Origin of the sequence: Tissierella carlieri (assembly GCF_018917285.1) — a bacterium.
In the GTDB taxonomy this organism is placed as follows: Bacteria; Bacillota; Clostridia; order Tissierellales; family Tissierellaceae; genus Tissierella; species Tissierella carlieri.
The window spans coordinates 1-6,930 of sequence record NZ_JAHLOH010000024.1; the positions used below are offsets into that span (position 1 = coordinate 1).

Here is a 6,930-nt window from a genome sequence, read left to right on the forward strand (position 1 = left end):
CTCCTTCGATTAAGTTTGGTTGGTCAGACCTAACTTTATTATATCAAAGGAGGTTTCTTATTTTCTGTTCACCGCTGAAAGCTCTTTGGAACCACCCGCTTAGCGGGTGGTATTCATAAACAATAATTAATAGTAGGGATATGCTCCCTACTATTTGTTTTTGCCCTACTAAAGATATATGGGTTCTCTATCTTCTTTTATTATCACATTATTGTATCTAAGAATTTGCTTAGTTCTATCTCCATCTCCTAGAGAATCCAAATAAACAATTTCTTCTGGCACTATCTTTATAACTTTTATATCCTTTTCTTTCTCCATTACATACGAGTCAGAATATTGATCTTTGGCCTCTCCAAAAATTCCATTATCCATTAGACTAGTTACTGCTGTACCAAATATTTGTACCCCTCTAATTTGTCTATAGTTAATATAATCTGTATTAACTAATAAACAGACATTAGGATTTTCTGCTATTGCATTAAATTTTTCTCCACCTGCTGAAAGTATAAAAATATTCATATTATCCCCTACAAAATACTGAACAGGACTACTCCTTGGTATATTATTCATACATGTAGCAAGAGAACCCTCCTTATGTTCCTTGAGAAATTCAGCTATCATAATTTTCAACTCTTCTGCTGACACTTTTTTATTATTCACCAAACCACCTCCTATAATATTCTTAATGCTTGTATAACTTTACTTTTACTCTCTCATAGCTATTATTTTACTTTTTTTGTAAATTATTCTTTAAGATTATTAAAATAAAGAATATAATGATAATAATGATAACAATAAAGTTAATGTATAAATGCTAAGTTATATAAGGAGGTCGTAATGAATAATTTTGAACACAATCTAGAGAAATATGCTGAACTAGCTGTAAAAGTTGGTGTTAATCTAAAAGAAAAGGAAGGTCTTATAGTAACTGGTAATGCCGATACCTTACCCCTTGCAAGATTAATAGTAAAAAAAGCCTATGAAGTAGGAGCAAAGCATGTAGAGTTTCAGCTTGCTGATGATGAAATCAGCTTATTAAGGTTTAAATACGGAAAGGATTATGTATTTGACAACTTCCCAGAATGGAAAGTAAGCTCCTTAGAGGCTATGTATAAGGATAATTACCATCATATATTTATTCTTGCATCTGATCCTGAACTACTAAAAGATATTGACGGAGAAATAGTTGCTAAAAGTCAAAAATCAGCTTCACAAGCAATGGCTCCTGTAATGAAATACAGAATGACCGGGGTCACTAAATGGAATATAATTGCTATGCCGTCAGTTTCATGGGCAAAATCAGTATTCCCTGATTTAGATGAGGAAAATTCCATAGAAAAACTTTGGGAAAATATCTTTGCTGCTACTAGAGTTGATCAAGAAGATCCCGTAAAGGCGTGGGAAATACACGATAAAAATCTTAAAAAGTATAGAAACTTCTTAAATGAGAAACAATTTGAAAAGTTAATATTTAAAGGTCCTGGCACAGATCTAGAAGTGTATTTAGCCGATGAACATTATTGGATGGGTGGAGCTAAAGAAAGTCAAGCTGGACATTCTTATGTTGCCAACATTCCTACAGAAGAAGTATTTACTACACCTCATCGTTTAAAAGTCAATGGTACTTTAAAGGCTACAAAACCTCTTAGTGTAAATGGTAAAATTGTAGATAATTTTGGATTTATATTTAAAGATGGTAAAGTAGTAGACTTCTATGCAGAAAAAGGATATGACGTGTTAGAAAAGCTCTTAGCAAATGATGAAGGAGCTAGATACTTAGGCGAAGTTGCTTTAGTTCAAGATGATTCTCCTATATCCAATACTGGTATATTATTTAATGAAACTCTATTTGATGAAAATGCTTCCTGTCATTTTGCCTTAGGTCGTGCTTATGCTTATGCTATGAGAAATGGCTCCAATATGACTCAAGAAGAATTAACGGCTAAAGGTGCTAATTTTAGTTTAATCCATGTGGACTTTATGGTAGGTGGACCACAACTAAATATTACTGCATATGAAAAGAATGGAAACGTAGTTGAATTATTTAAAGATGGAAACTGGGTATTTTAGATAAACAAAAAATAAATTCTCATTTTAGGTAAGAATTAATCTATAATTCAAACCAGAAATGAGAATTTTATTTATCATTTTATTATTAAATACTTTTCCTTATGTTTTATTATTTCAATTTCACCATATATTTTAGTGAATACTTCTATAAGAAACTCTCTATCTACATTGGTAGTATAAAAATCAGCAAATTTTTTCTTATCTTTTAAAACTATTATTTTATCACAATAATTAAGTGCCATATTTGGATCATGTAAAGTAATCAATCCAGATTTATTCTCGTTTTTTATCACTTCTCTTATTTTAGATAAGACCATATGCCTATTGTTAAAATCAAGAGCACTATCTGGCTCGTCAAATAACATAATCTCTGAGTTTTGCATTAAATTTCTAGTTATTATAATAAGCTGTTTTTGCCCTTCACTTAAATGAAGAAAATTTTCCTCTGCAAATTTCTCTATTCCCATTTTTTTCAGCATATTATAAGCCATCTCTCTGTGGTCCTTTGTAGGAGATTCAAATACTCCAAGATATGGAGTTACACCCATTAATACAACATCCAATACCTTTGTATCATAAACTATACTATGTCGTTGAGGCATGAAACTAATATGTTTTGCCCTTTGTTTCTCACTAAACTCATAGATATCCATACCATTTATTAAGCATTTACCACTCTTAGGTTTTAGTAATCCACAAATCACTTTTAGAAGGGTCGTCTTCCCTGTTCCATTTAAACCTAGAAGTGCAATAAACTCATCACTTTTCATAGTTAAATTAATATCATCAACTATTAACTCTTTATCATACCTTGCTCTTATATTTTCTACTTTCATCAAATCCATTATAATCCTCCTATTTCAAGCGAGTCATTAGATACGCCAGATATGGTGCTCCGATAAAGGTAGTCAATATACTAATAGGAATCTCACTGCCTGCCAAACTTCTTGCAAGACAGTCTGCTATAATTAAAATTATGCCTCCAATAAATCCACTTAAAATAGTCGTATGAAAGTCATTTTTCTTTGTGATCATTCTTCCTATATGAGGAGCTATTAAACCTATAAAATATATTAAACCAGTAATACAAACAATACTAGCCACCACTAAAGTTGCAGCTATGATTACACCTAAACGTATCAATTCCACAGAAATGCCTAAACTTTTCCCCTCTTCATCGCTCAGAGACAATACATTAATCTGCCATCTTAGTAAAATAAGTATTGTTATGCCTATTAGAAAAAATGGTAATATGGATATTACCCTTTCTTTTGTAACTCCTGCAAAACTTCCCATTGACCAAAATTCTATTGCTGCCAACTGACGCTCTGGATCTGCGAAAAATTTTAACATCATTATTAAACCTTGGGTTATAGAGCTAATTACAATTCCTGAAAGTACAAATGTTGAAATTCCTTTATCCTTTGATATCTTAGTAAGCCCTATTGCTGTAAATACTGCCACTATAGCACCTACAAAGGCAGATATAGCTATAGTGAAGGTTCCACCTGCAATAAAAATAATAGCTATGGCTGCTCCTAGATTTGCACCTGATGCAACTCCTATAATGTCTGGTGTTGCAAGGGGGTTTTTAAAAATAGTTTGATATACACTGCCAGCTATACTGAGCCCTATTCCTGCTATGGTAACCATAATGTTCCTAGGAAGACGAAGAGAGAAAAATACCATTTTTACAGTAGGTTCAACTTTACCACCAAAGATAATTTTTAAGATATCACTAATATTAATAGGATACTTACCTACTCCTATTGATATTAGAAAAACAGCCCCCAATAATGTGGAGGCTATTAAATATTGTATAAACTCTTTATTATGATTTTCTACCAATATTCTATCATTAACATTCATTATTTTATAATATCTTCCTTATTTATTTCTATATCATAAAACTCCTTATAAAAATCAGCCACATCTTGTTTAAAAGTATCATTTGAGTAGTCCTCTTCATTTAATATACTTGTCAGCCACATTGTGCCTAAAATACTTGATGGTATAGGCGCATCCCATGCTTCAAAGGAATCTGGCATTACATAAACTCGACGGTTTTTCATTGCAGATATTGCAGATAATTTGTTGTTATTTATTATGTCATCCTTTGTATAATCAGCACTAGGTGCTATAATAATTACATCTGGATTATAAGCTAATAGCTGCTCATAGGAAATCGTAGCCCAATAGGTATCCTCTATATCAGAAGCAACGTTGACCCCCCCTGCTGTTTCTATCATATAGTTTTGATACATTTTCTTTGGTGCAGTAGAAAGAAAATCACTATTTCCTCCCAGATAAACCTTCTTTTGTTCTTTATTTTCAGTTATCTTCCCAATTTCTGAAATCTTTTCATCATAATAGGATATTAATTTTTCAGCTCTATCCTCAGTCCCTGTAGCTTTCCCAATCATTATCAAGGTTTCTTTTAATAAATTCATATCTTCAGGATTTACTGCTATTACATTTATACCTAGTCCCTCAAGGCTTTCTACTGCTTCTTTTAATTTGACAGGTAAAATTACAAGATCTGGCTCAAGAGCAATGCAGCCTTCTAAATCAAATTCTTTTGCAGTACCTACATTTGGAAGCTCCAGAAACTCAGGTGCTGCTAATGCATAAATATTTCTTGATTTTGCCTTTGCTTCTATACCTACTACATTATCTTCTAGTCCTAAAGCTATCATCATGGATGTAGTTATGTAATAACCACTTACTATCTTTTCTGCACTTTTGTCAAGTATTATTTCTCTTCCAAGATGATCTGTTATAGTGATACTTTTACTTTCTTGTGATTGTTTCTCTATTTCTTCTGTTTGTAGCGTTTCCGATACATCTCCTGTTCCTTCGTCCAGTTTAAGCTCATCCTTTGGTTTACAACCTACCATGGATATAGTCAATATAATAGCTAATAAGATCAAAATTCCTCTTTTACAAAAACTCATTTTTATCTTCCACACCCTTTCCTAGTCAATTAATATACTGTTCTAGTTGCCTATATCTGTCCATCATCAACATATGTAAGGTATATCATATATAATTTTTCATGTCAATATTTTAACTATCCTTTTAAAATTATCTATAACAAATTTTCAAGTATAGATTATCCTAATTTAAAAAGATACTTTTTAAATGGTATAATCCTTTTTAAGATGAACTTTAGGAGGCATTTTTATGGGTAAAATAATTTATATAAATCTTACAAACCGAAAGATTATTAAAAAGGAAAAGAATTTTTCTGACTATGGCAGAGGTCTTATTGCAAAAATTATAAATGAAGAAGTTTCTCCAGAGACAGAAAGATTAACAGATGAAAATGCAATAGTATTAGTTCCAGGGCTTTTTTCGGGAACTCTTGCACCTAGTACGGGAAGACTAATAGTAGGTACAAAGAGATCAAAAGATGAAGGTATTCAAATTTCAAATTTAGCGGGAACTATATCACAAAAGTTAGCATCATTTAATATAGATGCTATTGTTATATTAGGGAGAAATACGGATAAAATCCCTTTAACTATAGTAATCGAAGAAGACAATATTACTTTAAATACTATAGACAGCATTAAAGAAATGGAAGTCTCTCATACTATAGACATGATACATAATCTTTATGGAAAAAATTGTGGAATCATTGGCATAGGACCTTCAGGAGAAAATTTATTGCCAATATCAACCTTATTTAGTACATACCCAGAAGGTAATCCTTCATTCTATTGTGCTAGAAATAGTATTGGTGATGTATTTGGACATAAAGGCATAAAAGCTATAGTTGCCAAGAATAAAGCTTATTTTAAATCCAATGTATTGGATAAAGAAAATATGAAACAAGCTTCAAAGTCCTTATCTAGAATCATAATAGAACATCCTATCTGTGGTAAGGCTCTACCCGGACTTGGCTCCATTACTTTAATGAAAATGTTAAAGCAAGGTAAAAATATTGATGTCAGTCAGGTAAGTTCTAAAGGAAATAACAAAGATACAGAATTTAAAATAAATAGAACATGTTCTCCTCTTTGTGTAGTGGGATGCTTAAATAGACATGCTAAAACAGGTGAAGATTATTATTCTGCTCCTACTGAAAGTGAAGCTTATGCAGCATTAAATACGTCATTTGGTATAGATGATAAGCACTATGTAAAAAACTTTACAAAAAGATGCTTTGAACTAGGGATAGATTGTATTGAATTTATATTTAGCTGTAATATTTATTTTAATCTTCAAGATATAAAAGGTACTACGGAAGAAATGGACAAAGCTCTAGAAGAAGTTAAAAATATGACATTAGCAGGTAGAGTACTAGGTAGCAAAACTTCAGGTATATATAATTTATTTAGAGAAAAAGAAAAGTATAAAGATATGGTAACAAGGCCCTCTATAACAGAAGAAGATAATTTTAATATAGATATCCAGTCAAATGCTGTTAAATTACTAGGATTGTCGGACTTAGACTATCTATACGCCTATATAATTGCTTTAGAGAATCTTGGTTTCTGCTTGTTTGCTTCCTTTGCTTTTATAGATAATGATGAAGCCTTAACTTTATTATCAGATATGTATTTCTACAAAACAGGAGTAAGAGCAAGTGAAAAAGATATTTTACAGTATGCACTTCAAACAATAAAAAATGAAAAAGAATACGAAAGAAAAGTAAAATTGACTAATGTGTCTAAGACCATTCCTGAATTTGTAAAAGTATTATATAGATATTTCCATAAAAACTAAGAATTATTCTAATCGAGTAGGGAAAAATAAATTTTCCCTCTCACACCACCGTACTTACGGTTCCGTATACGGCGGTTCAATTAAATCTAACATTACGCCTGTGTTCATAGTAATCTAATGGACTGACTA

Annotated in this window: 6 protein-coding genes; 2 read left to right on the forward strand and 4 right to left on the reverse strand. The window is 31.5% G+C overall.

The genetic code is table 11. The features are described 5' to 3' along the window. Positions 1-168 precede the first annotated feature (168 nt). Complete coding sequence (locus KQI38_RS06705) at positions 169-660, reverse strand: pyridoxamine 5'-phosphate oxidase family protein (protein WP_216557264.1); 492 nt, start codon at positions 658-660, stop codon at positions 169-171. Positions 661-837: 177 nt separating this feature from the next. Here KQI38_RS06705 and KQI38_RS06710 point away from each other — a divergent pair, with 177 nt between their 5' ends. After that, positions 838-2,070, forward strand: a complete 1,233-nt coding sequence (locus KQI38_RS06710) for an aminopeptidase (protein WP_216557267.1) — start codon at positions 838-840, stop codon at positions 2,068-2,070. Positions 2,071-2,144: 74 nt separating this feature from the next. On the opposite strand, the gene KQI38_RS06715 is transcribed toward KQI38_RS06710, so the two are convergent. Genes KQI38_RS06715 through KQI38_RS06725 form a run of 3 tightly spaced genes read right to left on the reverse strand, consistent with a single transcriptional unit; the run spans position 2,145 to position 5,024 of the window. Further along, positions 2,145-2,915 (reverse strand): ABC transporter ATP-binding protein, encoded by a 771-nt coding sequence (locus KQI38_RS06715; RefSeq protein ID WP_094903648.1) that lies wholly within the window; start codon positions 2,913-2,915, stop codon positions 2,145-2,147. Positions 2,916-2,925: 10 nt separating this feature from the next. Then, positions 2,926-3,939 (reverse strand): FecCD family ABC transporter permease, encoded by a 1,014-nt coding sequence (locus KQI38_RS06720; protein ID WP_094903646.1) that lies wholly within the window; start codon positions 3,937-3,939, stop codon positions 2,926-2,928. Then, on the reverse strand, positions 3,939-5,024 hold the full coding sequence (locus tag KQI38_RS06725) for an ABC transporter substrate-binding protein (RefSeq protein ID WP_094903644.1): 1,086 nt from the start codon (positions 5,022-5,024) through the stop codon (positions 3,939-3,941). Before KQI38_RS06725 ends, KQI38_RS06720 begins: the two co-directional genes overlap by 1 nt. Positions 5,025-5,253: 229 nt before the next feature. On the opposite strand from KQI38_RS06725, the gene KQI38_RS06730 reads away from it, so the two are divergent. Next, positions 5,254-6,801, forward strand: coding sequence for an aldehyde ferredoxin oxidoreductase N-terminal domain-containing protein (locus KQI38_RS06730; protein ID WP_216557270.1), 1,548 nt, complete (start codon positions 5,254-5,256; stop codon positions 6,799-6,801). Positions 6,802-6,930 lie beyond the last annotated feature (129 nt).

Excerpts from the sequence above, each read along its gene's own strand:
- KQI38_RS06715 (WP_094903648.1), bottom strand. The coding sequence starts at position 2,915 with ATGGATTTGATGAAAGTAGAAAATATAAGAGCAAGGTATGATAAAGAG.
- KQI38_RS06720 (WP_094903646.1), bottom strand. The coding sequence starts at position 3,939 with ATGAATGTTAATGATAGAATATTGGTAGAAAATCATAATAAAGAGTTT.
- KQI38_RS06725 (WP_094903644.1), bottom strand. The coding sequence starts at position 5,024 with ATGAGTTTTTGTAAAAGAGGAATTTTGATCTTATTAGCTATTATATTG.
- KQI38_RS06730 (WP_216557270.1), top strand. The coding sequence starts at position 5,254 with ATGGGTAAAATAATTTATATAAATCTTACAAACCGAAAGATTATTAAA.
- KQI38_RS06710 (WP_216557267.1), top strand. The coding sequence starts at position 838 with ATGAATAATTTTGAACACAATCTAGAGAAATATGCTGAACTAGCTGTA.